The organism is Streptomyces sp. NPDC057287, assembly GCF_042667905.1.
Lineage (GTDB): Bacteria > Actinomycetota > Actinomycetes > Streptomycetales > Streptomycetaceae > Streptomyces.
Window position 1 is genome coordinate 621,071 of record NZ_JBHUYV010000002.1, and the last position, 23,456, is coordinate 644,526.

At 69.8% G+C, this 23,456-nt stretch carries 27 protein-coding genes, 1 tRNA gene and 1 pseudogene; 14 read left to right on the plus strand and 15 right to left on the minus strand.

Annotation, left to right across the window (positions count from 1 at the left end):
- Positions 1–165: 165 nt before the first annotated feature.
- Positions 166–924, plus strand: a complete 759-nt coding sequence (locus ACFUNE_RS06120) for an ArsR/SmtB family transcription factor (protein WP_383562772.1) — start codon at positions 166–168, stop codon at positions 922–924.
- Between the two features lie 154 nt (positions 925–1,078).
- On the opposite strand, the gene ACFUNE_RS06125 is transcribed toward ACFUNE_RS06120, so the two are convergent.
- Both ACFUNE_RS06125 and ACFUNE_RS06130 read right to left on the minus strand, forming a co-directional pair.
- Entirely contained in the window at positions 1,079–1,306 is a 228-nt protein-coding gene (locus tag ACFUNE_RS06125; RefSeq protein WP_383562775.1) for a hypothetical protein, read from the minus strand.
- An 86-nt stretch (positions 1,307–1,392) separates the two neighbouring features.
- Positions 1,393–1,872: a hypothetical protein gene (locus ACFUNE_RS06130; RefSeq protein WP_383562778.1), complete on the minus strand. Its 480-nt coding sequence runs from the start codon at positions 1,870–1,872 to the stop codon at positions 1,393–1,395.
- A gap of 139 nt (positions 1,873–2,011) precedes the next feature.
- Here ACFUNE_RS06130 and ACFUNE_RS06135 point away from each other — a divergent pair, with 139 nt between their 5' ends.
- Positions 2,012–2,875: a pentapeptide repeat-containing protein gene (locus ACFUNE_RS06135; RefSeq protein WP_383562781.1), complete on the plus strand. Its 864-nt coding sequence runs from the start codon at positions 2,012–2,014 to the stop codon at positions 2,873–2,875.
- Positions 2,876–2,885: 10 nt separating this feature from the next.
- Here ACFUNE_RS06135 and ACFUNE_RS06140 read toward each other — a convergent pair whose 3' ends face one another.
- Both ACFUNE_RS06140 and ACFUNE_RS06145 read right to left on the minus strand, forming a co-directional pair.
- Positions 2,886–3,416 carry a GNAT family N-acetyltransferase gene (locus ACFUNE_RS06140; protein WP_383562784.1) on the minus strand — a complete coding sequence of 177 codons (531 nt, stop codon included), beginning with the start codon at positions 3,414–3,416 and terminating at the stop codon, positions 2,886–2,888.
- Positions 3,409–3,951 carry an SRPBCC family protein gene (locus ACFUNE_RS06145; RefSeq protein WP_383562787.1) on the minus strand — a complete coding sequence of 181 codons (543 nt, stop codon included), beginning with the start codon at positions 3,949–3,951 and terminating at the stop codon, positions 3,409–3,411. The genes ACFUNE_RS06140 and ACFUNE_RS06145 overlap by 8 nt, the downstream gene beginning before the upstream one ends.
- A 143-nt stretch (positions 3,952–4,094) precedes the next feature.
- Here ACFUNE_RS06145 and ACFUNE_RS06150 point away from each other — a divergent pair, with 143 nt between their 5' ends.
- On the plus strand, positions 4,095–5,444 hold the full coding sequence (locus ACFUNE_RS06150; protein ID WP_383562790.1) for a radical SAM protein: 1,350 nt from the start codon (positions 4,095–4,097) through the stop codon (positions 5,442–5,444).
- Between the two features lie 175 nt (positions 5,445–5,619).
- On the opposite strand, the gene ACFUNE_RS06155 is transcribed toward ACFUNE_RS06150, so the two are convergent.
- Positions 5,620–6,276: an NADPH-dependent F420 reductase gene (locus tag ACFUNE_RS06155; RefSeq protein WP_383562793.1), complete on the minus strand. Its 657-nt coding sequence runs from the start codon at positions 6,274–6,276 to the stop codon at positions 5,620–5,622.
- 189 nt (positions 6,277–6,465) lie between these two features.
- Here ACFUNE_RS06155 and ACFUNE_RS06160 point away from each other — a divergent pair, with 189 nt between their 5' ends.
- The 3 genes from ACFUNE_RS06160 to ACFUNE_RS06170 all read left to right on the plus strand — a co-directional run bounded on the left by ACFUNE_RS06160 (position 6,466) and on the right by ACFUNE_RS06170 (position 9,308).
- A complete protein-coding gene (locus ACFUNE_RS06160) occupies positions 6,466–7,017 on the plus strand; it encodes a GH25 family lysozyme (RefSeq protein WP_383563073.1) in 552 nt (183 codons plus the stop codon).
- A 182-nt stretch (positions 7,018–7,199) separates the two neighbouring features.
- Positions 7,200–8,930, plus strand: coding sequence for a cytochrome c oxidase subunit I (gene ctaD, locus ACFUNE_RS06165; protein ID WP_383562796.1), 1,731 nt, complete (start codon positions 7,200–7,202; stop codon positions 8,928–8,930).
- 36 nt (positions 8,931–8,966) lie between these two features.
- The gene (locus ACFUNE_RS06170) at positions 8,967–9,308 is read left to right on the plus strand and encodes a hypothetical protein (RefSeq protein WP_383562799.1); all 342 of its coding nucleotides are present in this window, start codon (positions 8,967–8,969) and stop codon (positions 9,306–9,308) included.
- A gap of 40 nt (positions 9,309–9,348) precedes the next feature.
- Here ACFUNE_RS06170 and ACFUNE_RS06175 read toward each other — a convergent pair whose 3' ends face one another.
- From ACFUNE_RS06175 to ACFUNE_RS06190, 4 genes are all read right to left on the minus strand, one after another.
- Positions 9,349–9,726: a VOC family protein gene (locus ACFUNE_RS06175; RefSeq protein ID WP_383562802.1), complete on the minus strand. Its 378-nt coding sequence runs from the start codon at positions 9,724–9,726 to the stop codon at positions 9,349–9,351.
- A 24-nt stretch (positions 9,727–9,750) separates the two neighbouring features.
- Positions 9,751–11,586, minus strand: a complete 1,836-nt coding sequence (locus ACFUNE_RS06180) for an FUSC family protein (protein ID WP_383562805.1) — start codon at positions 11,584–11,586, stop codon at positions 9,751–9,753.
- Between the two features lie 137 nt (positions 11,587–11,723).
- Positions 11,724–13,313 carry a sigma-70 family RNA polymerase sigma factor gene (locus ACFUNE_RS06185; RefSeq protein ID WP_383562808.1) on the minus strand — a complete coding sequence of 530 codons (1,590 nt, stop codon included), beginning with the start codon at positions 13,311–13,313 and terminating at the stop codon, positions 11,724–11,726.
- Between the two features lie 165 nt (positions 13,314–13,478).
- A complete protein-coding gene (locus ACFUNE_RS06190; RefSeq protein ID WP_383562811.1) occupies positions 13,479–13,673 on the minus strand; it encodes an antitoxin in 195 nt (64 codons plus the stop codon).
- Positions 13,674–13,977: 304 nt separating this feature from the next.
- Between ACFUNE_RS06190 and ACFUNE_RS06195 the strand changes: the two genes are divergently transcribed.
- Both ACFUNE_RS06195 and ACFUNE_RS06200 read left to right on the plus strand, forming a co-directional pair.
- Positions 13,978–14,784 (plus strand): SAM-dependent methyltransferase, encoded by an 807-nt coding sequence (locus tag ACFUNE_RS06195; protein WP_383562813.1) that lies wholly within the window; start codon positions 13,978–13,980, stop codon positions 14,782–14,784.
- A gap of 34 nt (positions 14,785–14,818) precedes the next feature.
- Positions 14,819–16,108 (plus strand): D-arabinono-1,4-lactone oxidase, encoded by a 1,290-nt coding sequence (locus ACFUNE_RS06200; RefSeq protein WP_383562816.1) that lies wholly within the window; start codon positions 14,819–14,821, stop codon positions 16,106–16,108.
- 41 nt (positions 16,109–16,149) lie between these two features.
- On the opposite strand, the gene ACFUNE_RS06205 is transcribed toward ACFUNE_RS06200, so the two are convergent.
- The 3 genes from ACFUNE_RS06205 to ACFUNE_RS06215 form a co-directional block, all read right to left on the minus strand.
- Positions 16,150–17,139 (minus strand): MASE1 domain-containing protein, encoded by a 990-nt coding sequence (locus ACFUNE_RS06205; protein ID WP_383562819.1) that lies wholly within the window; start codon positions 17,137–17,139, stop codon positions 16,150–16,152.
- 64 nt (positions 17,140–17,203) lie between these two features.
- Positions 17,204–18,037, minus strand: a complete 834-nt coding sequence (locus ACFUNE_RS06210) for a PP2C family protein-serine/threonine phosphatase (RefSeq protein ID WP_383562822.1) — start codon at positions 18,035–18,037, stop codon at positions 17,204–17,206.
- Between the two features lie 107 nt (positions 18,038–18,144).
- Positions 18,145–18,624: a MarR family winged helix-turn-helix transcriptional regulator gene (locus tag ACFUNE_RS06215; protein ID WP_383562825.1), complete on the minus strand. Its 480-nt coding sequence runs from the start codon at positions 18,622–18,624 to the stop codon at positions 18,145–18,147.
- A 109-nt stretch (positions 18,625–18,733) separates the two neighbouring features.
- On the opposite strand from ACFUNE_RS06215, the gene ACFUNE_RS06220 reads away from it, so the two are divergent.
- Positions 18,734–19,144, plus strand: coding sequence for an organic hydroperoxide resistance protein (locus ACFUNE_RS06220; protein ID WP_383562828.1), 411 nt, complete (start codon positions 18,734–18,736; stop codon positions 19,142–19,144).
- Between the two features lie 44 nt (positions 19,145–19,188).
- Here ACFUNE_RS06220 and ACFUNE_RS06225 read toward each other — a convergent pair.
- Positions 19,189–19,261, minus strand: a tRNA-Trp gene (locus ACFUNE_RS06225).
- Between the two features lie 168 nt (positions 19,262–19,429).
- Here ACFUNE_RS06225 and ACFUNE_RS06230 point away from each other — a divergent pair.
- Positions 19,430–19,591, plus strand: coding sequence for a hypothetical protein (locus tag ACFUNE_RS06230; RefSeq protein ID WP_383562831.1), 162 nt, complete (start codon positions 19,430–19,432; stop codon positions 19,589–19,591).
- A gap of 116 nt (positions 19,592–19,707) precedes the next feature.
- Complete coding sequence (locus ACFUNE_RS06235) at positions 19,708–20,340, plus strand: SGNH/GDSL hydrolase family protein (protein WP_383562834.1); 633 nt, start codon at positions 19,708–19,710, stop codon at positions 20,338–20,340.
- An 86-nt stretch (positions 20,341–20,426) separates the two neighbouring features.
- Here the strand turns inward: ACFUNE_RS06235 and ACFUNE_RS06240 are convergent.
- Positions 20,427–20,696: pseudogene (locus tag ACFUNE_RS06240) on the minus strand (ATP-binding protein); the annotation flags it as partial.
- Here ACFUNE_RS06240 and ACFUNE_RS06245 point away from each other — a divergent pair.
- The 3 genes from ACFUNE_RS06245 to ACFUNE_RS06255 all read left to right on the plus strand — a co-directional run bounded on the left by ACFUNE_RS06245 (position 20,598) and on the right by ACFUNE_RS06255 (position 22,319).
- Complete coding sequence (locus ACFUNE_RS06245; RefSeq protein WP_383563087.1) at positions 20,598–20,846, plus strand: hypothetical protein; 249 nt, start codon at positions 20,598–20,600, stop codon at positions 20,844–20,846. The pseudogene ACFUNE_RS06240 and the gene ACFUNE_RS06245 sit on opposite strands and share 99 nt — an antisense overlap.
- Before the next feature lie 219 nt (positions 20,847–21,065).
- A complete protein-coding gene (locus ACFUNE_RS06250) occupies positions 21,066–21,302 on the plus strand; it encodes a DUF397 domain-containing protein (protein WP_383562837.1) in 237 nt (78 codons plus the stop codon).
- 108 nt (positions 21,303–21,410) lie between these two features.
- The gene (locus ACFUNE_RS06255; protein WP_383562840.1) at positions 21,411–22,319 is read left to right on the plus strand and encodes a helix-turn-helix domain-containing protein; all 909 of its coding nucleotides are present in this window, start codon (positions 21,411–21,413) and stop codon (positions 22,317–22,319) included.
- 40 nt (positions 22,320–22,359) lie between these two features.
- On the opposite strand, the gene ACFUNE_RS06260 is transcribed toward ACFUNE_RS06255, so the two are convergent.
- Positions 22,360–23,175, minus strand: coding sequence for an SAM-dependent methyltransferase (locus tag ACFUNE_RS06260; RefSeq protein ID WP_383562843.1), 816 nt, complete (start codon positions 23,173–23,175; stop codon positions 22,360–22,362).
- Between the last annotated feature and the right edge of the window lie 281 nt (positions 23,176–23,456).

Sequence of the window (23,456 nt, forward strand, 5' to 3'; positions counted from 1 at the left end):
GTGAATCGTTTCATCTGGAACGTACGCTAGATTTCGGCACTGCTGCTCGTCAAGCAGTCAGGTCGGTTTCTTCTCCATTTGAATCAATTCATCAGGTCGAACCGGAACGGCCCGACCATCCGTCCCGCGTTGACAGGTGACCAAAAGGTCACATATTTTGGACTCATGGACACGGTGTTCAAAGCTCTGGCCGACCCGACGCGGCGCAGTCTGCTCGACGAGCTGTTCCGCGAGGACGGGCAGACACTGAGTGCGCTGGAGGCCCGTTTCGAGATCACGCGGTTCGCTGTGATGAAGCACCTCAAGCTGCTGGAGGCGGCAGGCCTGGTCGTCACGCGACGGCGGGGGCGGGAGAAGCTCCACTTCCTGAATCCGGTGCCCATCCGGCTCGTCCACGACCGGTGGGTGAGCAAGTACGCGGAGCCTTGGGCGGCCGGGCTCAGCGACCTCAAGAGCCAACTGGAGAATGCCATGGAGAGGGTCTTCGAGATATACATCCGCACCACTCCCGAGCGCCTCTGGGAGGCGATCACCGATCCCGAGATCAGGAGCAAGTACAACTTCGGCGCCCGCGTCACCTCGGACTGGACCCAGGGCTCGCGCTTCGAGATGGGCGCTCCCGGCGCTCCCGGCCCACTGGGCGAGGGGCGGAATCTGGAGGTGGACCCTCCGCGCAAGCTCGTCCAGAGCATGGTCGCGCTCTGGAGCGACGAGGTGAGGAACGAGGGCCCGACCAGGATCACTTGGGAGATCGAGCCCGTAGGTGATTCCTGCCGGCTGACCGTCACCCACGACGAGCTGCGCGAGGGAGCGAACGAGGAGCTGTACGGCGGTTGGCCGATGATCCTGTCCGGCCTGAAGACCTGGCTGGAGACGGGCGAACTCCTCACCACCCCCGGCTCGCTCCTGTACGGCGCCCGGTAGCCGACGGCCCGCCGCGGTGGGTGCCTCGGGGAAGCGGCATGCGCGCGTTCGGCTCCCCGGGAGTGGGCACCCGCCGCGACCGGAACCCGTCAGCGACCGGAGCCCGCCGTGACCCGGGCCCACCGCGACCGGAACCCGCCAGCGACCGAACCCGTCAGCGACCGGAGCCCGTCAGGCTCGGCTGAAGCTGCCGCACGAGAGCGAAGAGCCTGTCCTCGTTACCCACGAGGCCCGCGCTGCGCAGGGCCTCGTCGGCCTCCTCGATCGGGGAGGCGAGCAGCTGCATGTACAGAGGAGCGTCGTCCGGGTCGGCGAGCGCGGCTCGCGTGGCCGCCAGTAAACGGATGTACGCCTGGGCCGCGGCGATTTCGGCTTGGTGCATCTCAGCATCTCCCGGTCAGAGGTGTCGTACCGTCAAGCATCGCTCATGGGTCTGACAACGCGCTTCCGGCCGCTGCTGAAGGACGCTCAGGAGCGGGCACCGGGGGGCGGTTCGACCTCGAGGAAGCGTCGTCGGCGCGGCCCGCGGTACAACAGGACCGTCCAGCCCATCCGTCGCAGCACCGTGGCGCATCCGGCGAGTGCCTCCTCCTCCGCATGGGCGGCCCCACTGCCCGGCGGACCGGCCCACTCGACCCGCACCGAGCCGGGAACTCCGCTCCCGCACACGCGATAGCCCGTGGCGGTCCGCGTCCCCGACAGGTCTACCGCGGACGCCGCTGTCCCGGCGGCCTCCAGCGCCAACGCCACGGCACGCAGTGGCTGCCGCAGCTCCCACGACGCCGGCACGCTCTCGGGATCCGGGTGCTCCGGACGGGTCACCCGCCTGATCTGGAGCATCGCCTCGAAGGCGGCCCGCACCTCCAAGGCACGGTCTCCCGCAGCGTCAGGCGCCATGGGACCGTCACCGGTCGCCGGCGCGAATCCCTCCTCCCGCGACGCACTCACGTACCGCCTCCTCCACCGTTGCCGGACTCCGCCGCCAAGTGTGCCCCTGCCCACCGACAGCGGCTGCCCAGCCCGCTCCCCGCGCCCCGTAGGCTTGGTGGACAACGCCGCACCGACGCCGCACCGGAGGATTCACCACGTGCCCGACGAAGACCCGACCGCTCTCCCGTCCGCCACCGGGGTGAACGGTCTGCGCGCCGACTGCGCCAACTGCTTCGGGCTCTGCTGCGTCGCACTGACACTGACCGCGTCGGCGGACTTCGCGATCAACAAGAAGGCGGGGACCCCCTGCCCCAATCTGGCGGACGACTTCCGCTGCGGGATACACGACCGGCTGCGGCCCGAGGGTTTCTCCGGCTGCACCGTGTACGACTGTTTCGGCGCGGGCCAGAAGGTCTCCCAGGAGACCTACGCGGGCCGTGACTGGCGTTCGTCCGCCGACACCGCCCAGCAGATGTTCCAGGTCTTCCCGGTGATGCGGCAACTCCACGAACTGCTCTGGTACCTCACCGAAGCCCTCACCCTGCCGTCCGCCGCGGGGATGCGCGAGGAGCTCAGCGACGCACTCGAGGCGACCGAACGCCTCACCCGCCTGACCGCCGGGGAACTGGCGGAGCTGGACGTGTCCGCCCACAGGGACCGGACCGCCGCCCTGTTCCTGCGCGCCGGTGAGCTCGAACGCGCCGGCGTTCCCCGGTCCGGGAGGCGCAGCCGGCGGAGTGCCGACCTCGTGGGTGCCCGGCTTCGGGGTGCCGATCTGCGCGGAGCCGAACTCCGGGGCGCTTACCTCATCGCGGCGGACCTGCGTGGAGCGGACCTGCGCCGTGCGGAGCTCATCGGTGCCGACTTCCGTGACGCCGACCTGTCCGACGCCGATCTCACCGGAGCCCTCTTCCTCACCCAGGCCCAGGTGAACGCGGCGAAGGGCAACGCCGCCACACGGCTTCCGGAGTCCCTGGCCCGGCCCTCGCACTGGACGGCGAGCGCGCCCGGCCCGTCCTGAACGCCGGGCTTCAGATCCCGGATTCGTCCCAAGCGGCGTCCGCGTAGCCGAGCATGCGGTTCATGGCGATCACCCGCGCGTTCGCGGCATGGTGGACGGTGCGGACGAGGTGCACCCCGCACAGCCCGGCGAAGCCCATTCCGTGGACCTTCATGGCGACGGCCACACCCGCGCCACGACGGCCGCGCCGCACCCCGGTCATCTCGTTGAAGACGTATCCCCGAGCGCGGCGGTCGGAGGTGGCGGCCATCCCCACCCATTCGTCGCCGGCCAGCGCCAGGACCACCCCGCGTGCGTCGAAGGAGGGCACGTCGACGCGCTCGCGCACGTACTCCTCGTACGAGTAGAACGGCCCCCTGCCGGGGATGTCGGCGGCGCACTCCTTGTTGAGCTCGTACAGCCGGCGACGGTGCCGCGGGCTGTCGCCCTCCTCCGCGAACGTGGTCAGCCGGATCCCCGAGGCGCGGCACCGGTCGCTGTACGTCGCCCATCGGTCCGCTTCGAAGGTCCGGACGTCCAGCCGGACCCAGGCCTCATCCACGGAGCGGGCCGTTCGCCGCAGCGTCGGCGTCCGAGCCGTCCTGGTCGAGCGCGGCCTTGAGGCGCTCCAGCGTCGTGCGGATGTTCTTGCGCTGGAACTCGGCGAACGTGTGTCCGCGCGTCGCCACTCGATCGAACATGTTGGCGAGAACGTCGGGCCATGCCCGCCTGTTGTCCGTCCAGGTCTCCGTGACGCGGGTGCAGCCGTCCACGGCCTCGAAGCGGTACTCCCACAGGGCGATGGCCCCCGGCAGTCGAGGGCGCCGCACTCCGATCGCGTGCACGCGAAAGGCGAACCGCTCGCCCGGGTCGGCGGCCGTCACCGTGCACCTCGTCGTCCAGCGGAAGGAGCCACGCTTGTTACGGCCCTCGAAGACCATGCCGACATGAGCTCCCCGGCGCTCCCCGAGCACCCTCGCGCCCCGGTTCTCCGGACTCCAGCGCCCCATCGCGGTGGGGTCGCTCACCTGTTCGTACACGGCCGACGGAGCCGCCCGGATCAGGATGGTGTCCGATACGGACATGGTGCGGGGCATGGACGTACTCCTCGTCCTCGGCCGGCCGGGCGTCCCACGGATGCCGGACGGATCATGTGCGAACGGTTGGCGGTACTGGTTCGTTGGACAGTGTGGCCTACACGCACCACCGTCCAGAACACCGGACCCGAGGAGCCCCGCACATGCCGAGCCCCAGCGAACCCGGCCCCACCCGCACCGCCGCCCCCGGCGACCGGACGCGTCTGGTCGAGCGGCTCATGGAGCAGTTCCCCCATGTGCCGCGAGAGGCCGTCCTCAAGGAGGACCTGTTGCGCGGTGGCATGGCGTTCGACGACTCCGCGCTCAGCGACAACGAACACGGCGACATCAAGCCCAAGTCGTATTTCATCTTCTCGTTCGACCACGGCACGCTGCCCGAACTGGGAGCCGCCGCCCTGCGCCGTCCGCCCGAGGAGATCGTGCTCACCGGCGGTCCCTACGGGCTCCGCCGCACGGTCGTGTCGGTGCGGGTCAATCCCGCCTCGCCGTATCGCGTGGCGGCCGGATCCGACGGTGTCCTCGGGCTCTACCTCGACGGGGTGCGCATCTCCGACGTGGGACTGCCCCCGATGCCGGACTACTACCGGCACACGCTGGCCAACGGAAAGTCCGTCATGGAGGTGGCCCCCACCATCCAGTGGGGTTACCTGATCTATCTCACGGTCTTCCGTGTCTGCCAGTACTTCGGGGCCAAGGAGGAGTGCCAGTACTGCGACATCAATCACAACTGGCGCCAGCACAAGGCGGCGGGCCGTCCCTACACGGGTGTGAAGGACGTCGAGGAGGTCCTGGAGGCCCTCGCGATCATCGACCGCCACGACACAGCGAGGACGACCACCGCGTACACGCTCACCGGCGGCGCGATCACCTCCCACCTCCAGGGGCGTGACGAGGCCGACTTCTACGGGCAGTACGCCAAGGCGATCGAGGAGCGCTTCCCCGGTCGCTGGACCGGCAAGGTCGTCGCGCAGGCGCTCCCGAAGGACGACGTCCAGCGTTTCCACGACTACGGAGTGCAGATCTACCACCCCAACTACGAGGTGTGGGACCGTCGGCTGTTCGAGCTGTACTGCCCGGGCAAGGAGCGCTACGTGGGGCGCGACGAATGGCACCGCCGCATCCTGGACTCCGCCGACGTGTTCGGCGCCCGCAACGTGATCCCCAACTTCGTCGCCGGAGTGGAGATGGCAGAGCCCTTCGGCTTCACGACGGTGGACGAGGCCATCGCGTCGACCACCGAGGGCCTGCGCTTCTTCATGTCGCACGGCATCACCCCGCGATTCACCACCTGGTGTCCCGAGCCCACGACGCCCCTGGGGAAGACGAACCCCGACGGGGCGCCGCTCGAATACCACATCAGACTGCTCGACGCCTATCGCTCGACCATGGAGGAGTACGGCCTGTCGTCACCGCCCGGATACGGCCCGGCGGGCCCGGGGAAGGCCGTCTTCTCCGTCAGTTCGTTCATGGACAGTCTCCCCGCCGGCCGGTGAGCCCTGGCCGGCCTGCGCGGCAATGCTCCTGGCCGCCGGGCGGGCGCCGGATGCGGGCCGGCGGGGAGCCCGAGGGATTCGGGGCCGTCACCGTCGTAAGTCCGCCCGGCCGTCCCTGACGGAGGCCGCGCCGCGCCCCGGAGCGCGGCGCGGCGCAGGGATCCCCTCCGGTGGGTCAGGCGCGCCACTCGGCGGTGCGCTCCGGCGAGGCGTCGCCCAAGGCCTTCGTGATGGCGTCGGCGTCGCCCCGGTTTCCGTACACCGGTGTGCCCGGCTGCTGACGCCACGACTCGTCGAGTCCGCCCGCGTCGACGGTGTCGAAGCCCAGCTCGTCGATCAGGTCCCGCACCACCTGCTTGGCGGCGCCGTCGTCGCCGGCAACGGGAAGGGCCTGCCGTCCGGGTGCCCCGTGGGGGAGCCCCTTGTCCAGGATGTCCGCGGCGTACGTGCCGTTGAACGCCTTGATCACCGGACGGCCGATCTGCTGCTCGGTCCACCGGCTCTCCGTCAGCCCGTCCTCGATGGCGGCGATGCGTCCGTCACGCTGGGGGTAGTAGTTGCCCGTGTCGATGACGGCGACGTCCTCCGCCGCACCGTCGAGGATCCCCGAAGGCAGATCCGGGACCGCCTTGAGGGGGACGGTCACCACGACGACGCTCGCCCCCCGCGCCGCCTCCACCGACGTGACAGGCGTGGCGCCCGTCTCCTCGGCCAGTGCCTTGAGCGTCTCGGGCCCCCGGGAGTTCGCGATGGAGACATCGTGTCCCAGCGCGGTGAGCCGTCGCGCGAGATTGCCGCCGATGTTCCCTGCGCCAATGATGCCGATCTTCATGAAATCCGACCTTCCGATGCCGAGTGCCTGGAGTAATGGGTCTCGCCGGATCACCAACCCCGTGGGAGAGAGACCTATTCCGGGTCTGCCGAATCGGTTCAGCGGTCGCAAGGCGGATGAGGGCGTTCCAGTTGGGCACGTATCGGAGAGACAAACGGAACCGCAATGCCCCACTTGGAGGTGGTGCTTGTGCTGCACGGTGTCGATGTCAGCGCCTTCCAGACGGACTTCGGCACGGACGGCCTGGACTTCGTCTTCGTCAAGGCGAGTGAAGGCCGCTCCTATGTCAATCCGAGGCTGAAGAGCCAGGTGAAACGGGCCAGGGATGCCGAGTGTGTCGTCGGCTTCTATCACTTCCTCTGGCCCGGGCACGCGAAGGAACAGGCCGAGTACTTCCTCGAGAGCACACCGGAGAAGGAGGACGACCTCCTCGCCGTCGACTGGGAGCAGACGGGTGACGGGACGCGCGCGAGCAGTGCGGACAAGGACCGCTTCATCCGGGAGGTGAAAAGGCTGCGGCCGCATCACCGTGTCCTGCTCTACTGCAACCGCTCGTTCTGGATCAACCACGACAACAGTTCGTATGCCGGCGACGGGCTCTGGATCGCCGACTACGGCAAGGCGGCGGCGCCACGGATCGACGCGGACTGGCGCATCCATCAGTACACCGACGACCCGCTCGACAAGAACGTCGCGGACTTCCCCTCGCGGGAGGCGATGCGCGACTGGGCCAAGGCCTGAGGGGGAGCCCGCTTCCGACGGCGTGGCGAGGTCGTCAACAAGGAGGTCCTGACCATCGGCCAGTGGAGTGTCCTTTGCCAGCCACTGGTGCAGTGCGCACGGAGATGACCTGCGGTTCCGCCGCAGGGAGTCCATCCTGGTCGCCGAGTCCGCAATCGGCCGTCGACCGAAGGAGTGCCGCAGTGACGACGAGGGGTCCCTCAGTATCGGCGGAGGCCGATGCCGCCTACCAGGACGAACTGCCTGTACGGCGTCGGCAGCCGGGGAACGTGATCATCAGGTGGCTGACCACCACCGACCACAAGACCATCGGTACGTTGTACCTGCTGAGCTCGTTCGCGTTCTTCCTCGTCGGAGGCGTGCTGGCGCTCGTCATGCGCGCCGAACTCGCACGTCCGGGTGACCAGATCATCTCGAACGAGCAGTACAACCAGGCGTTCACCATGCACGGCACGATCATGCTGCTGATGTTCGCGACACCGCTCTTCAACGGATTCGCGAACTGGATCATGCCCCTGCAGATCGGCGCGCCCGACGTGGCGTTCCCGCGGCTGAACATGTTCGCTTACTGGCTGTACCTCTTCGGCTCGCTGATCGCGGTGGCCGGCTTCCTCACTCCCCAGGGCGCGGCCGACTTCGGCTGGTTCGCCTACTCCCCGCTCACCGACGCGGTCCGTTCCCCGGGCGTCGGTGCCGACATGTGGATCATGGGTCTGGCCTTCTCCGGCTTCGGCACGATCCTCGGCTCGGTCAACTTCATCACCACGATCATCTGCATGCGGGCCCCCGGCATGACGATGTTCCGCATGCCGATCTTCACCTGGAACGTCCTGCTGACCGGTGTCCTGGTCCTGCTGGCCTTCCCGGTCCTGGCCGCCGCGCTCTTCGCGCTCGAAGCGGACCGGAAATTCGGCGCACATGTATTCGATGCGGCCAATGGTGGCGCATTGCTCTGGCAACACCTGTTCTGGTTCTTCGGCCATCCAGAGGTGTACATCATCGCCCTGCCGTTCTTCGGGATCGTCACAGAGATCTTCCCGGTGTTCAGCAGGAAGCCGATTTTCGGCTATGTCGGTCTCATCAGCGCGACGATCGCCATCGCGGGCCTGTCGGTGACGGTCTGGGCACACCACATGTACGTGACGGGTGGCGTGCTGCTGCCGTTCTTCTCGTTCATGACGTTCCTCATCGCGGTACCGACCGGTGTGAAGTTCTTCAACTGGATCGGCACGATGTGGAAGGGGTCGCTGTCCTTCGAGACGCCGATGCTCTGGGCCATCGGATTCCTCGTCACCTTCCTCTTCGGAGGGCTCACCGGTGTCCTTCTGGCCTCGCCGCCGCTGGACTTCCACGTCTCCGACTCGTACTTCGTCGTCGCGCACTTCCACTACGTCGTCTTCGGCACCGTGGTCTTCGCGATGTTCGCCGGATTCCACTTCTGGTGGCCGAAGTTCACCGGCAAGATGCTGGACGAGCGCCTCGGGAAGATGACGTTCTGGACGCTGTTCATCGGCTTCCACGGCACGTTCCTGGTGCAGCACTGGCTCGGTGCCGAGGGCATGCCGCGTCGTTACGCGGACTATCTCGCCGCCGACGGCTTCACCGCCCTGAACACGATCTCGTCGATCGCCTCGTTCCTGCTGGGCCTGTCGATGCTTCCGTTCATGTACAACGTGTGGAAGACCGCCAAGTACGGCAAGAAGGTCGAGGTCGACGACCCGTGGGGCTACGGCCGTTCGCTCGAATGGGCGACGTCCTGCCCGCCCCCGCGGCACAACTTCCTCACGCTCCCGCGTATCCGTTCCGAATCGCCTGCGTTCGACCTGCACTACCCCTCGATCCGCGCTCTCGAAGACGCGGTGAACCGCCCTCACGAGTCCGTCACCGTGGCGCCCGGGGACAAGCAGGAATAGCACCCGGGGACAACGGCTCGAGGAGAGGAGGACCGCGTGAAGCCGGACAAGGAGAGTGCCCGGGGCCTGGCCCAGGTCGAGGGCTACCTGCTCTGGAACGCCGAGCTCGAGCAGGCCCGCCGTCAGGCACGCCGCTTCACCGACGCCCTGCCGTGGCTCACCACGGCCCAGCGGGACGACGTCGAGCGCGTCTACGTGGCGGACAGGGTCGAGCTCTGCCGGGAGACGCTCACAAGGATCGCCGACCGCGCCGTGGCACTCCGGGGCGAGTACACCGCACGCTACGACCGGCTCAGGGCCCGCTGCGTGGCACAGTCCGTCCTGACCGTCGGCACGGTGGCCGGCGTCTGTGCGGCCGTGGCAGTGATCAGCCGCTGACGACGGCCCGGGCGCCTGGCCCGCATCCAGGCGCCCGACGTCAGTGGCGTACCAGGCAGAACGGATGCCCGGCCGGATCCGCGAAGACGCGCCAGCCCTGCGCTCCCGCACCCCCGTCCAGGAGGGTCGCCCCGAGCGCGAGCACCTGCTCCTCGGCGCGCTCCAGATCGGGAACGGTGAGGTCCAGGTGGAACTGCTGCGGGCGGTCGGGGTCCGGCCACCGCGGAGGGTGGTAGTCCTCGACCCGCTGGAAGCAGAGCACCGGGCCGGCCGGAGTGTGCACCGTGGCCCACCCCTCGCTCAGGGCCCACCGCCCGTCGGGCCGGTCGGCCTCCCCGCCGAGGACCGCCGCGTAGAACCCGGCCAGTCTCGCCGGATCGGGACAGTCGAGCACCACGCACTGCAGTTCAGCGATCATGCGCCGCATCCTAGAGTCGGACGCTCACCGCGCGGGAACCGCCCATGCCAGGTCGAGTTCGGAGAGCTGCGAGGCGAGCAGTTCGGCGTGCGACGGGGGCAGTTCGGCGGCAGGCCGGTCCAACTGCACCGCACACGCCGTCGTGGTGTCGATGAGCCGCTCCACCGCACCCGCGACGCCCTCGGAGCCGGCTGAGTGCCTGGCCGCGGGCGGGAGTTCGGCCGCGGACAGGTCGATCGCCGTTCGCGCCACCGCCAGAGACCGGTACGCGTCGCGGCGCAGCGCTGCCCTCTCCGCACGGTCCTCCGGGGCGTTCAGGACATGCCCCAGGTAGCGGTGTGCCGCGCCCACCGCCGTGTCGAGAGCGGCCCGCACCGTGTGGCCCCGCCGCCCCGGCAGCGGAAGGTGGCCGACGAGCAGCACCGTCGCGCAGGCGAGAAGGGACTCCACCACCCGTCCCCAGGAGGCGGGCGCTTCACCGCCCAGGAGGACGAGGGACAGGACGAGTACGGTGACCACCGACGTCTGCACGGCGAAGTGGCGGGTCGCGACCGGAAGGAGCGCGCCGCAGAGCGCCACTGCCGCGACCAGCGGCAACGGACCGGACTGCACCAGGGCCACCACGCCGAAGGCAGCGGCTCCGACGACGGTTCCCACGGCACGGCACACCACCCGCGAGGCCAGCGGCCCGAGATCGGGCTTGACGAGGAACACGGTGGTGGCGGGCAGCCAGTACCAGTGGTCGTGATGCAGCCATTGCGCCACGACCGTGCTCGCCGCGCAGCACAGGGCGACCCGGAGGCCGTACTCACGCCCCGTCGGGCTCCACGCCCGGCCGAGGACGGAGGAGTTCGGACGTTCCCCGCGCCTGCCCGGCGGCGGTCCCCCGGGGCGGTCGAAGACGGCCGCTGCGTGCAGGAGGGCATCGTCCAGGGCTCGCAGTCCGGCATCCGTGCGGGCGGGGGCCCGCAGGGGTCCGCAGGGCCCGCCGGTGCGCACGGCCCGCGCCAGCCTGTGAGGGCCTTCCGTGCTCCTGGCAGGCAGCGGGATCCCGGCCCATGCCAACGCGGTCGCGGCTTCGGCCAGCGGAAAGGCCGCCTCGTACAGCGCGTGCAGCCGCCGCTCGGCGGCGGAGCCGGCACAGCGCCGCAGCCTCGGCCCGGCCAGTGCGTCCTGTGCCTGGTCGAGCGCGGCACTCAGCGCCGAGCGCTCGGCGCGCGCCCCCGGCCCGCCGGTGGCCTCCAGGAGGCGGGCCACGGCTTCGTAGACCGCGGCGACGGCTTCCCGCTCCCCGTCGAGCCGGTAGGGCCCGTTGCCGAGTCCGCCCGGAGAGGGCAGGAGCAGCCTGAGCAGGAGGAGCCATCCCGCACCCGCGAGGAACAGCAGCGCACGGACCGGGCCGGGCTCCGGCAACGGCATGCCGGCCCCGATCACGACCGCGACCAGCACCTGGGTGCCGCACGCCGAGGCGACAGGCCCGGTGGAGCTGAGCGCGCCCGCCACCAGACCCAGGACGCCGAACACGACCGGCAGGACGACCAGGGACCGGCCTCCGCCCACAGCGGCCGCGATCACCGTGCCGAGCAGCAGACCCGCCGAGCCCGCCAGAGCGGGGAACCCCAGCCGGGCGACCGAGGCGCGGCGGCTGCCGGGCCGGTCGTTGATGCCGGCCAGCATCGCGCCGAGTGCGGCGGGAACCCCTGCGGTCGGCCGTTCGGCGAGCACCGACATGAGCAAGGGCGCGGCGGCCAGAGCCCCGCGCAGTACCGCGTTCCACGGGACCGGTCCGCGCTGGGCACGCAGCACGTGGGCGAGCCATGGAGGGAGCCGATCGGTGGGGAGAGAAGGCGTGGTCACCATGCTCCAGTCCGCGGGAGAAGACGTCGTGTCGCCGGCGGACGCCTTCGGCCTGGGCTCGGACCCAGCGTAGATCCCTTACGTGGAGGGCGTGCTACCTGATCGTTTCCGCCGCGTGACGGGTTTCGGGACCGCAGGTGTCAGAGGGCGGCGCCGAAGTTCTGCGTCCACACGGGTCCGCCGGACGAGTCCTCCCTGCCGATCCCGATCTCCTTGAACGCGCAGTTGAGGATGTTCGCCCGGTGGCCGGCACTGTTCATCCAGGAGTCCATCACCGCCGCGGCGGTCTGCTGTCCCTTCGCTATGTTCTCGCCGTAGGTGCTCCACCGGTATCCGACAGCGGTGATGCGCGCGCCGGGGTCGGTGCCGTCGGGAGAGGTGTGGGAGAAGTAGTCCCGCGCCACCATGTCCGCGGAATGACGTGAAGCAGCCTTCGTCAGCAAGCTGTTGCTGCTCACCGGCCCGCAACCTTCCTTGGAGCGCTCGGCGTTGACGAGAGCGATGACCTCTTCGGCGGCAGAGGGGGCCGAAGAGGGCTTCGGTGCGGGAGCCGGCTCGGACGACGGGGTGCGTGGCTTCGGCGCCCGTTTGGGCGTGGGGGACGCGCTCCGGCTCCTGGAGGCGGAGGGGGACGCGCTCGCGGAGGGTGTCGGGGAGGCGGACGAAGGGGACGGGGAAGCGGAGGAGGGGGCCGCCGACGGGGACGACGAGTCGCTGACGGGTGCCGACGGCCCGGTGAGCGGCGTGACGGCGGTCGCGGGGTCTTCGCCAGTGCCGTCCGTGTAGAGGTGCACGGCCGCCCCGCCGCCTCCCAGCACCGCGACCGCCGTCAGCCCGGCGACGACCGTGGTGCGGCGGCGGCGCCTCGCCCCGTCACGCCGTCGCTCGGCACGTCCGGCACCGGACACGGCGCCGGCGGCGGGCAGGAACGCTGCCGGCAGGACGTCCGCCGCCGGACCGGCGACGGATGCCGCCACCGGGACCAGAGCCAGCCCCACCAGGAGGCCTTCCGCCGGAACCAGGCCCGACCGGTGCCCCGCGCACACCGTGCACTCACGTGCGTGCCGCGCCAGACGCTTGCGCCACAGAGCCGACGGCGCCCCGTCCCAGCGGGCAGTCAGGTCTTCGAGCAGGACGCAGCGGGGGTCCGCAGCCAGGGCGCGTACCACCACGCGGGCGGCCTCCAGCCGCTCCTTCATCCGCTGGACGCGCACCGCGGTGTGCTGGGGCGACAGATCGAGGGCGCTCGCGACCTCGGCGCGGGAGAGTTCCCCCGCTGTCTCCAGCCACCACAGCGACACCAGTTCGCGGTCCTCGTCGTCCAGCCACCGGGTGGCCTCGGCGGCCTCCCTGCGCTGGCCCGTCAGTCCGAGCCGGACGATCGTCAGCTCGACGAAGTCGGCGGCGGGATCGACGACGTCGTACCCGTCCTCCATCCGGTCCGCGGACATCTTGCCGGTGCTGCGCTCGCGCCAGTGCCCGCGTATCTCGTTCATGGTGATGGCCACGAACCATGATCGGAAGCTCTTCGGGGTGCGCAGCGAGGGCAGGCCGCGGAGCATACGCAGCACGCTGTCCTGGACCACGTCGTCGACGTCTGCGTGGCCGTTCAGCGCCCGGCCGACGATGTTGTAGACCAACGGCAGGTAGGACGCGACGAGCCGGTCCTGTGCCTCGGTGTCGCCCCTCTGCGCCGCCTTGATCAACGCCGTCTCGCGTGCCTCGCCCATGCTGTGCTCACTCTTCCGGGATCCCGTTCCGTCACTTCCCACACTCGGGAGACGCTGTGCGGCGGGGACGATAACAGGAATCCGGTCGTGTGCTCGAGATCCGCTCCCGGATCCGGCCCCACACCTGCGCGGGCATGGGGCCGGACGGGCGGGCGTGTCCGTTGATCAGGTGCGGGGCGGGTTGTCCGGGTCCCGGTCCGAGCCGAGCTGCTGCTTGAGCTTGTCCTGGCCGGTGTCGACGTGCTTGCTGTACTTGCCCTGCGTCCGGTCGTCGATCATGTCTCCGGACTTGTCGACGCCCTTCCCGGCCTGGTCCTCGTGGCCCTTGAGCATCTTCTTGATCTTGTCCAACGCGGACATGGCGGATCCTCCTCGCCCTCGGCTTCCCTGACCCATCCAGGGTTACCGGACATCGCCAGGTCCGCATCCGCGAGAGGGCCCCGGCGGTCCGAGGTGCCCCTGACGTGTGAAGGGCGGCTGGGTGGGCAGATACCGGGTTACCAGGAGGAGGTGGTGGCCGTGGGCCGCATCCAGATCGTCCGCCGTCCGCAGCCCCCCGCGGGGCCGCCCCCGCTGGATCTGCGAACGCCGTCCGGACGGCCTCTGCCGTACTGAGTCCCCGGGCGGGCACCGCTCCGTCGATACGGGGTGTGAGGCTTCCGACATGAGTGATCACCGACGGCCACCGTCCGACCGGCTGCGGACGGACGTGGCGCACTCGGCCCGGGTCTGGAACTACCTGCTCGGGGGCAAGGACAACTACGCCGCCGACGCCGAGGCGGGTGAGATGATCATCCAGGCCTTCCCGGACGTCGCACGCATCGCGCGTGACCAGAGAGCCTTCCTCGCCCGGGCCGTCCGCTTCCTCACAGGGGAGGCGGGGATCCGGCAGTTCCTCGACATCGGAACGGGGCTGCCCACGGCCGACAACACCCACGAGGTGGCGCAGGGGACGGCTCCGGAGTCCCGGGTCGTCTACGTCGACAACGACCCGCTCGTCCTGACGCACGCCCGTGCCCTGCTGACCAGCACCCCGGAGGGCGCGTGTGCGTACGTCGACGCGGATGTGCGCGACACCGGCCGTGTCGTCGAGGAGGCGGCCCGGACCCTTGACCTCCGGCGGCCCGTCGGCCTGATGCTCCTCGGGATCATGGGACAACTGCCCGACGACGAGGACCCGTGGGCCCTGGTCGCCCGTCTGATGGGGGCGCTCCCGTCCGGAAGTTACCTCGCCCTCGCCGACGGCACGGACACCAGCGACACGATGAACCGTGCGATCGAGGCGTACAACGCGCATTCCGCGGGCGCGTACCACCTGCGCGGCCCGGCCCGGATCGCCGCCTTCTTCGACGGGCTGGAACTGGTGGAGCCGGGCGTCGTCAGGACGTCGGAATGGCGCCCCGAACCCGGCCGGAGCGCGCAGGACGGACCGCCGAGCCACGCCGTCAGCGGTGTGGGACGCAAGCCCTGATCCCGCGGACGGCCGGAGCGTAAGCTCCGGAGTCATGATCGATCATTCGGCGCACGCCCCGTCCGCCCGCCAGACGAACTGGGCCGGCAACATCACCTTCGGCGCGGAGCAGCTCCACATACCCAGCTCGGTCGCCGAGCTCCAGGACATCGTGTCCGCCGGGACGGCCGTGCGAGCACTGGGCACCGGCCATTCCTTCAACACCGTCGCCGACACCCGCGGCGCACTCGTCTCCGTCGCCGCCCTGCCCCGCACCATCGAGATCGACCGTGAGTCCCGCACCGCGACGGTGAGTGCCGGCCTGCGCTTCGGGGAGCTGACCGGAACGCTGCACCGCAGCGGATTCGCGCTGCACAACCTGGGCTCCCTTCCGCACATCTCCGTCGCGGGGGCCTGTGCCACCGGCACGCACGGATCGGGCGTGGGAAACCGCTCCCTCGCCGGGGCCGTCGGGGCGATCGAGTTCGTCACCGCGGACGGCGGACTCATGTGGCTGAGGCGGGGCGACGCCGGCTTCGCCGGGGCGGTCGTGTCCCTCGGGGCGCTGGGGGTGGTCACCCGGCTGACCCTGGACCTCGTGCCGGCGTTCGAGGTCCAGCAGTGGGTCTACGAGGGGCTCCCGCAGGAGCGGCTGTTCGACCGGTTCGACGAGGTCATGTCCGAGGCCTACAGCGTGAGCCTCTTCACCGGCTGGCACGGCGGCCCGATCGACCAGGTGTGGCTCAAGCAGCGGGTCGGGACCGACGGGCCGCGCACCGCCCCGCACCGGTGGCACGGCGCGACACTCGCGGAGGGGCCGAGGCACCCCGTCCCCGGTGTGGCGCCGGAGCACTGCACGCAGCAGCAGGGCGTCCCGGGCCCCTGGCACGCCAGGCTGCCCCACTTCCGCCTCGAATTCACCCCGAGCAACGGCGAGGAACTGCAGTCCGAGTACTTCGTCGCCCGGGACGACGCCGTGCCGGCCTACCGGGCACTGGACCGTATCCGGCAGCAGTTCTCCCCGCTGCTCCAGATCGGCGAGATCCGCACCGTCGCCGGCGACGATCTGTGGCTCAGCCCGGCCCAGGGCAGGGATTCCGTGGCGTTCCACTTCACCTGGGTGCCCGACACCGCAGCCGTGACCCCCGTCCTCGGCGCGATCGAGGAGGCGCTCGCCCCCTTCGGAGCGAGGCCGCACTGGGGCAAGGTGTTCACCACTCCGCCGAGCACCCTGCGGGAGCTGTACGACCACTACGCCGACTTCGAGCGGCTGACCGCTCGGCTCGACCCCGCAGGCACCTTCCGGAACGACTTCCTGGACCACCACTTCCCCCGTACCGCCTGAGGGGCATCCCGATCGGCCGGCCCCGCTCCGGTCGGGGGAGATCAGCCCGGATCGCCCCGCAACTCGTCGGACCAGCCCTCCGCCGACGGCCGCGGGGCGAGCTCCTCCACCAGGGCGGCCAGTTCCTCGCATGCCACCTCCGTCTCGTGGCGGATGTTGTTGTGCTCGGTCACGATCGCCGCGAGCAGGAGCGCGGTGAGCGCCACACAGCCGTTCAGGATGCACAGGTTGAACATCACTTCGAGCACCGAGTGGCCGGCGAACGGTCCCACGCCGTCGGTACCGGCGATGATCGTCATGACGGAGATGAAGAGAGCGCAGGGCGCACTGCCGGCCAGCTGGAAGCGGAGAGCCGCCCAGACCAGGACCGGGAAGACGAGGTAGATCATGGACAGCGGGCTCCTCGTCGCGAGGATCGCCGACACCACGGTGACGACCGCGAGGGCCAGGGCCTCCACCCACCGGTCGTCCAGCCGCGGCGGACGGGCCCTTCGCAGCACCAGCAGCAGTGGAGTGACCATCAGGACGCCCATCGCGTCTCCGGCCCACCAGGCGGACCACACCTGCCAGAAATCGGCTGCCGACAGCGCCCCGCTCAGGAACTGGACTCCCGCGCCCGTCGTGGCGCTGATGATCATTCCGGCCAGGGCGCCCAGAAAGACCAGGGCGACCCCGTCCCGCAGCCGGTCCAGCTCTGTGCGGAACCCCACCGCTCGTAGTGCCAGGTAGGAGCAGAGCGGGGCCACAGCGCTCCCCGCGGCGACAGCGAGGCCCCAGAACGAGAAGCCGTCGCTCATCGAGATGACGGTGAACAGGGCACCGACTGCGATCCCGGGCCAGATGCGGACGCCCAGATAGAACAGCGACGCCAGGGCGATCCCGGACGGCGGCCACAGCGGAGTGACGATCGCCCCCTCCACCTCGACCTGCCTTCGCAGACCGAGCTGCCCGGATGCGTAGTAGGCGGCGGCGATGCCCAGCATCTGCAGAACGATCATGGCTCGACGTCTGGTCTCTTCGCTGCGGATCACGCATCTCATAAGACACCGCTCATGGCGGCCCCGCCGTTGGTGACACGCACGGCGGGGTTCGTGCTCACCCGGGGCCGGCGGGGGTGCCGTCGTGGCGCAGGACGAGCACCGCCGCGTCGTCCTCGTGGCCGGTGAGTGCCGCTGCCTGGAGTACCCGGTCGGCGAGCTCCTCGGCATCGGCGCCGGCGTATGCGCTCACGAGGCGCCTTATCCGGTCCAGGCCGTCGTCGATCGACAGCGACGGTCCCTCGATGACGCCGTCGGTGAGCAGGACGAACGCGCCGTCGACATCCAGATCGCGCCGTGTGACGGGGTAGTGCTGACCGAGCTCGATGCCCAGCGGAAGGCCCCCGGCGTCGGCGGTGATCCCGGAGCGTCCGTCGGCGGTCGCCCACACGGAGGCGACATGACCCGCGCGGGCACTCATCAGTTCCCGTGTCTCCGGATCCAGCCGGAGGAAGGAGCACGTGGCGAAGAGGGTGGAATCCATCGACAGGATCAGATCGTTCGCACGGCTCATCACCTGACCCGGGTCGGTGGCCGAGCCGGCGATCGCGCGCATGGCGATCCTGATCTGGCCCATGAAGGCGGCAGCCTCCACGTCATGCCCCTGGACATCGCCTATGGCGAGGCCCAGCGATCCGTCCGGGAGCACGAAGCCGTCGTACCAGTCGCCGCCGATGTCCAGCCCGTCGCGCGCGGGAGCGTAGCGAGCGGCGGTCTGCAGCCCTGGGAAGGCGGGCAGTGCCGTCGGCAGCATATTGCGCTGCAGGGCCTGGGCCAGTTCCATACGAGCCTGGTGCAGCTCCACCTCCTGCCGAGCTCTGGCGGTCAGGTGCTGCAGGGTGCTGAGCAGGTCCTCGGCGCTCGCCGACCGGGGAGTTCGACGCCGGTTCATGGGCCGCTCCGCGTTGCGATAGTTCCTGCATCATATTTCGGCGTGGGAACTCCGGCGAGTGCTGTGCCGACCGGGCCCCGCCGGCTCCTCCCGCCGGCCGGTGAGGGTCAGCCGGCTTGCCCGAGGGACGAGGTGAGCCGTCCCAGGGTCTCCTGCAGGGCGAGCACCTCCTGGACCGACATGCCTGTGGCCCGGAGGATCGAGCGGGGTACGGGCAGTGCGCGCTCGCGCAGAGCGGCCCCGGCATCGGTGAGGTGGACGGTGACCGACCGCTCGTCCTCCGGGCTGCGCTCACGCTTGACGAGACCGGCCGACTCCAGCCGCTTGAGCAGCGGCGACAGCGTGCCCGAGTCCAGGTGCAGCCGCTCACCGATCGTCTTGACGGGCAGAGGGCCGTGCTCCCACAGGACCATCATGGCCAGGTACTGGGGGTAGGTGAGGCCCAGGTCCCTCAGGGCCTCACGGTAGACGCCGCCGAACGCGCGGGAAGCCGCCTGCAGGGAGAAGCAGACCTGGTGGTCCAGCCTGAGCAGTTCCGTGTCCGGCAGATCGGTGAGGTCGGGGGCCGGGGTCGGTGGTGACGTCATGAGTCCAGGGTAGCTTGCCGCTCGTCATTGAGTTGTGCGCAATTTGATTGTGTGCAATTCTCTTGGTGTGGCCGGTCCGCGGTCACCGTCGTACGAGAGAAGGTCCCCCATGGACGCGCTGTACACCGCTGCCGCCACCGCGAACGGCCGTGAAGGCCGGGCAGTGAGTTCGGATGGACAGATCGATCTCGCACTCGCCCTTCCGCCGGCCCTGGGCGGTAACGGGGAGGGCACCAATCCGGAGCAGCTCTTCGCCGCCGGATACGCCGCGTGCTTCGCCAGCGCGATGAGCGCGGTCGCCCGCGAGATGAAGGTCGACACGAAGGACGTCTCCGTGACGGCCGAGGTCTCGATCGGCAAGGACGACACGGGTTTCGGCCTCGCGGTCGTCATGCGTGTCGAGCTGCCCGAGGCGCTCGAGGGGGAGACCGGCCGGCGTCTGGTCGAGGCGACGCACGCCTACTGCCCCTACTCCAAGGCCACGCGGGGCAACATCGAGGTCGAGCTCGTCATCGAGTAGCGGGCCGGGTTCCCCACCCGGCGACGGGTGGGGAACCGGTGACGCAGGGGAGGCAGGAGTCGAACCTGCGGCATCCGGTTTTGGAGACCGGCGCTCTGGCCTCTGAGCTACACCCCTCGGCGGAGACAGCCTCGCAGTGGCCGACCGGTGCCGACAACCGGTTTTCCGCCGCCCACGCCCCCCCCCAGTCTGCGGGTCCGCCCGCCGGTGGCTGGAAGGGAACGCGTACACTCGGCTCCCGTTTCCGCTGATTGGCGGGCATAACCGATCGATAGGCAGTTTCACGTGAGTTTCACAGAGGCATCCGACGCGCCGATCTACGCCGGTCTGGTGGAGGAGCAGGGCGACGTTCCGGCCGAGGTGCGACGGGTGGCGGAGGAGACGCTGCTGGAGGTGGAGAGCGCACTGGACTTCAGTGCGGTGCGCGCCCCGGCCGCTGCCCGTTAGGCCTGGCCCCGACGCGGTGCCGGACACTCGCGGGATCGGTCCGGATCATGTCGGACGGCTGTGTGGGCAGGATCATTTCCGGCGTCCCTCTGGATCCTCACCGTACGGAGCACTGCGTGACCATCAGCCTGCGCGACTCGGCAACCGTCCTGTTCCAGGGCGACAGCATCACCGATGTGGGCCGACTCGTGGAACCGGACAGTCCTCTCGGCAACGGCTACGCCCGGCTGGCGGCCGACCGTGTGCGGTCCGCACGGCCGGCCGCCGGCATCACGTTCGTCAACCGGGGCGTCGGCGGGGACGGTGTCTCGGACCTGCGGGCTCGCTGGCGTGAGGACGCCATGGACATCAAGCCGGACGTGGTGTCGATCATGATCGGCGTGAACGACACGTGGCGCCGCTACGACTCCGGCGCCGTCACCTCGGTAGGCGCCTACGAGAACGACTACCGTGCGATCCTCACGCAGGTCCGGGACCGGCTCGACGCCCAGCTGATCCTGATCGAACCCTTCCTCGTGCCCGTACGGGACGAGCAGTGGGCGTGGCGTGAGGACCTCGACCCCAGGATTCACACGGTGCGGCGGCTGTCCGAGGAGTTCGACGCCACGCTGCTGGCAGCGGACGGCCTGCTCAACCAGGCGGCACGCGCCGCCGGTGGCGCCGAGTACATCGCGGGTGACGGGGTCCACCCCACCCCGCTCGGGCATGCGGTCCTGGCGGAGGCCTGGACCGCGCTGGTCGGGCTGTAGCACGCGGGGGCCCGGCTGACGGGAATCCGGGCCCAGACGGTCTTTCCCGTCCCGGTGGGCCGGGACCATCCCCACGAGCTGCTCATCGCGTCGATGATGCGCAGGCCGCGACCGCGCTCGAGGGAGTCGTCCGGCCGGCGCACCACGGGCACGTCGGGACTGGGGTCGTTCACCGCGCAGACCAGTTCCCCGTCCTGGCACGCGAGGCCGAGCCGCGCCGTGCACCGCCCGGCGTGCTGGGCGGAGGAGCGAAGCCCGTGGCAGACCGCGTTGCTCACCAGTTCGCCGACGACCAGGCCGACATCGTCCGCGCAGGACGCCAGGCCCCACCGCCCGAGTGCCTCCCGGACGAACACCCGTGCCTGCCGCAGGCTGTCGGGATCGGCGCTCACTCCGCGCGTGGTGAACCCGGGCGCCCCGATACCGAGGTCGAGGGCCAGCTCCTCGTGCGGATCCGCACGTGTACCCGCAGGTTCGGGCGCCGGGGCTGCCGCTCCGTGACGTAGTGCTCTCTCCGCGTTCATGAGCGCTGAATCACCCTTAGCCGAAGGCCGGTTCGTGCTGCCGTGGATCCTGGACGGCCACTAGTATCACCGCCGTCCGTCCCTGGGTGCAATTGCATCCGGAATTGCACCCAGGGGTGTGAGCAGGGGACATCTGTTCACCCGGCGCGGACCCTGGCAGCACGCCAGGACGGTTCAGCACGACGACAAGGAATGGAACGCATGCAGCAGATCGACAACGGTGTTCCCGCCGACTCCCTGACCGGCGTGGAGTGGAGGAAGAGCCATCACAGCAACCCCAGCGGAAACTGCGTCGAGATGGCGCTCCTGGCGGGCGGGGACGTGGCTGTACGCAACTCCAGGCATCCCGAAGGGCCCGCCCTCGTGTACACCGGGGACGAGGTGCGCGCGTTCCTGGCGGGTGTCAGGGACGGCGACTTCGACATCATGACCGGCTGAACTCAGGCCGGAACGAGCAGAAAAGGCACGGCATTCCCGCATCGGCCGGGCCCGCGTGGGGCTCCTGATGGCACACTGGCGTCAAGACGCCCGTCCTCAGGAGTCCGCATGCCCGGCATCGAACAGCTCCAGCCGTCAGCGAAGCCGACGCTCACCCCGGCCACCGGGGCAAGTCCCACGGCACTGCGCCTGGTTCTGGGTGCACAGCTGCGACGCATGCGGGGGGAAGCCGGTATCACTCCCGACGTCGCAGCGGACCGCATCCGGTGCTCGACGGCCAAGATCAGCCGGATGGAGACGGGGCATTCGCCGTGCAAGGAGCGCGACGCCGTCGACCTCCTCGCCCTCTACGGCGTGACCGATGCCGCCAGGACGGCCGAGTTCATCGATCTCGTGCGCAGGGCCGGGCAGCGTGGGTGGTGGCGCAACTACGCCGATGTGCTGCCGGACTGGTTCGAGCCCCTGGTCGGCCTGGAGGAGGCCGCCGCCTCCATCCGTACGTATGAGGGGCACTACGTCCCGGGGCTTCTGCAGACGGCCGACTACGCCCATGCGGTGGTGCGTTCCGGCCACGCCCTCGAATCGGAGGAGCTCACCCGGCGCCGAGTCGAACTGCGGATCAGACGGCAGGAGTTGCTGAAGCGGCGCGACGCGCCCAAGCTCTGGGTGCTGCTGGACGAGGCCGTCCTGATGCGCCCGACGGGCGGCGCCCGGGTCATGGGTGAGCAGCTCGCCCATCTGCTGCAGATGACCGAGCTGCCCCACGTGATCGTCCAGGTGGCACCCTTCGAGGTGACCGCCCACACGTCTCCCGGCAACGCCATCACGTACCTGCGGTTCGCCATGGAGGGGCTTCCCGATGTCGCGTACATCGAGCACCTGACCAACGCCACGTCAGTGAACAAGCAGGAGAGCACGGACGAGTACAGGTGGATCCTGGACTCGCTCAGTGCGCAGTCGCCGAGTCCGGTCGAGAGCAGGGGAATACTCAGGGAAGCGCTCAAGCGCTACAGCTGACCGCCCGCCCCCTCTGCCTGTCCCGCCCCCTGGTGGCCCGTCACCACTTGCGGCCGACGCCGCCGTACTCGATCCACTCCTGGGTCGTCTGCTTCGGCGCCAGATCCGAGTCGGGACGCCAGGTCGACACCTCCACCAGGCCCGGTTCCAGGACATCGAGGCCGTCCAGGAAGCCGTGGACGTCCTCCTGCCGGCGCACCCGACCCCACTGGTTCCCGGTGCTCTTCGCCATGAACTCCGTGACGAAGTCGCGGGTCGCGGCGTCCTCGCTGACCAGCTGACACACCACCAGGAAGCTACCCGGAGCCAGGTGAGCCGCGACCCGGCGCACCAGGCCCGCAGGGTCGTCCTCGTCGGGGATGCAGTGCATGACGGACACGAACAGCGCGGCCACCGGTTCGTCGAAGTCGATGAGCCGCTCCACCTCCGGGTGGCCGAAGATGCCGGCGGTGTCCCGCATGTCCGCCTGGATGACCGCGGTCCTGTCGTTCTCCTCGAGTATGGCCTTGCCGTGTGCCAGGACGATGGGGTCGTTGTCTATGTAGACGACCCTGGCGCGGGGATCCACCAACTGCGCGACCTGGTGCACATTGTCCTGGGTCGGCAGACCGGAGCCGTGGTCGATGAACTGGCGGATTCCGTACTCGGACGCCAGGTGGTGCACGACGCGGCGAAGGAACCGCCGGTTGTTCACCGCCAGGACCTTGGTGCTCGGCACGACCTCCAGCAACTGCTCGCACGCGACACGGTCGGCGGGATAGTTGTCCTTGCCGCCCAGGTAGTAGTCGTACATCCGCGCGACGCTCGGCACGTTCACATCGATGTTCTTCGGAATGGAGGTGTCCCCGTTGCTCATCCAGCCCTCGCGGTTCAGAGAGAGTGAAGTCGGTGTCCGTGAGGAGTCATGCTAGGGATCTCGCCGGGCAGCTGACAGTCCTCGGGGGAGTGAGGCGGGACCGCAGGGCCGGATTCGGCCACATGCGGCTGAAGGTCGCACGGTGTGGCACGCGCTCTCTCCGTTCCGGTGTGGTGGGTCCGGGACGGCTGTGCGGCAACTCGCGCTGGTAGGGGTCTGATTGTCATGCTGAAGGGATAGTGTGGAACCTCCGTGTGGTTGCCCGGAGCGACGTTCCAATG

Bases quoted from the DNA above. Each gene is read 5' to 3' on its own strand.
- ACFUNE_RS06120 (WP_383562772.1), top strand. From the start codon at position 166: ATGGACACGGTGTTCAAAGCTCTGGCCGACCCGACGCGGCGCAGTCTG.
- ACFUNE_RS06125 (WP_383562775.1), bottom strand. From the start codon at position 1,306: ATGCACCAAGCCGAAATCGCCGCGGCCCAGGCGTACATCCGTTTACTG.
- ACFUNE_RS06145 (WP_383562787.1), bottom strand. From the start codon at position 3,951: ATGCCCCGCACCATGTCCGTATCGGACACCATCCTGATCCGGGCGGCT.
- ACFUNE_RS06150 (WP_383562790.1), top strand. From the start codon at position 4,095: ATGCCGAGCCCCAGCGAACCCGGCCCCACCCGCACCGCCGCCCCCGGC.
- ACFUNE_RS06155 (WP_383562793.1), bottom strand. From the start codon at position 6,276: ATGAAGATCGGCATCATTGGCGCAGGGAACATCGGCGGCAATCTCGCG.
- ACFUNE_RS06175 (WP_383562802.1), bottom strand. From the start codon at position 9,726: ATGATCGCTGAACTGCAGTGCGTGGTGCTCGACTGTCCCGATCCGGCG.
- ACFUNE_RS06180 (WP_383562805.1), bottom strand. From the start codon at position 11,586: ATGGTGACCACGCCTTCTCTCCCCACCGATCGGCTCCCTCCATGGCTC.
- ACFUNE_RS06185 (WP_383562808.1), bottom strand. From the start codon at position 13,313: ATGGGCGAGGCACGCGAGACGGCGTTGATCAAGGCGGCGCAGAGGGGC.
- ACFUNE_RS06190 (WP_383562811.1), bottom strand. From the start codon at position 13,673: ATGTCCGCGTTGGACAAGATCAAGAAGATGCTCAAGGGCCACGAGGAC.
- ACFUNE_RS06195 (WP_383562813.1), top strand. From the start codon at position 13,978: ATGAGTGATCACCGACGGCCACCGTCCGACCGGCTGCGGACGGACGTG.
- ACFUNE_RS06200 (WP_383562816.1), top strand. From the start codon at position 14,819: ATGATCGATCATTCGGCGCACGCCCCGTCCGCCCGCCAGACGAACTGG.
- ACFUNE_RS06210 (WP_383562822.1), bottom strand. From the start codon at position 18,037: ATGAACCGGCGTCGAACTCCCCGGTCGGCGAGCGCCGAGGACCTGCTC.
- ACFUNE_RS06215 (WP_383562825.1), bottom strand. From the start codon at position 18,624: ATGACGTCACCACCGACCCCGGCCCCCGACCTCACCGATCTGCCGGAC.
- ACFUNE_RS06220 (WP_383562828.1), top strand. From the start codon at position 18,734: ATGGACGCGCTGTACACCGCTGCCGCCACCGCGAACGGCCGTGAAGGC.
- ACFUNE_RS06250 (WP_383562837.1), top strand. From the start codon at position 21,066: ATGCAGCAGATCGACAACGGTGTTCCCGCCGACTCCCTGACCGGCGTG.
- ACFUNE_RS06255 (WP_383562840.1), top strand. From the start codon at position 21,411: ATGCCCGGCATCGAACAGCTCCAGCCGTCAGCGAAGCCGACGCTCACC.
- ACFUNE_RS06260 (WP_383562843.1), bottom strand. From the start codon at position 23,175: ATGAGCAACGGGGACACCTCCATTCCGAAGAACATCGATGTGAACGTG.